This is a genomic window from Streptococcus suis (assembly GCF_002960445.1).
Classification (GTDB): Bacteria; Bacillota; Bacilli; order Lactobacillales; family Streptococcaceae; genus Streptococcus; species Streptococcus hyiners.
This window is the reverse complement of sequence record NZ_POJD01000163.1, coordinates 1-343: the sequence shown is the minus strand read 5'-3', so window position 1 is coordinate 343 and position 343 is coordinate 1. Positions and strand designations below refer to the sequence as shown.

The following is a 343-nucleotide window of genomic DNA, read 5'->3' as shown; positions in this document are numbered from 1 at the left end:
CGATTTGAGAAAGATGTTCAAATTTACGAAATTCAAACGGTCGTTGAACAGGAATTGTTAAAGGCTCATTTATATGATTTGGCGGAGCTTTATATTCAATACCGAACACGCCGTGATTTTCGCCGTCATCAGGCTACCGATATTAATTTTGAAATTCATAAGCTGTTGAGCAAGGACCAGTCTGTGGTCAATGAAAACGCTAATAAGGATGCGGATGTGTTCAATACGCAACGGGACCTGACAGCAGGTATTGTCGGAAAGTCTATCGGTCTCAAATTATTACCAGCTCATGTGGCCAATGCCCACCAAAAAGGCGATATTCATTACCATGATTTGGATTACA

General features: G+C 40.8%; 1 protein-coding gene. It reads left to right on the top strand.

Annotation, left to right across the window (positions count from 1 at the left end):
• Positions 1 to 343: anaerobic ribonucleoside-triphosphate reductase (nrdD, locus tag C1G53_RS06820; RefSeq protein ID WP_238139116.1), on the top strand; the 343-nt coding region annotated here is incomplete at both ends.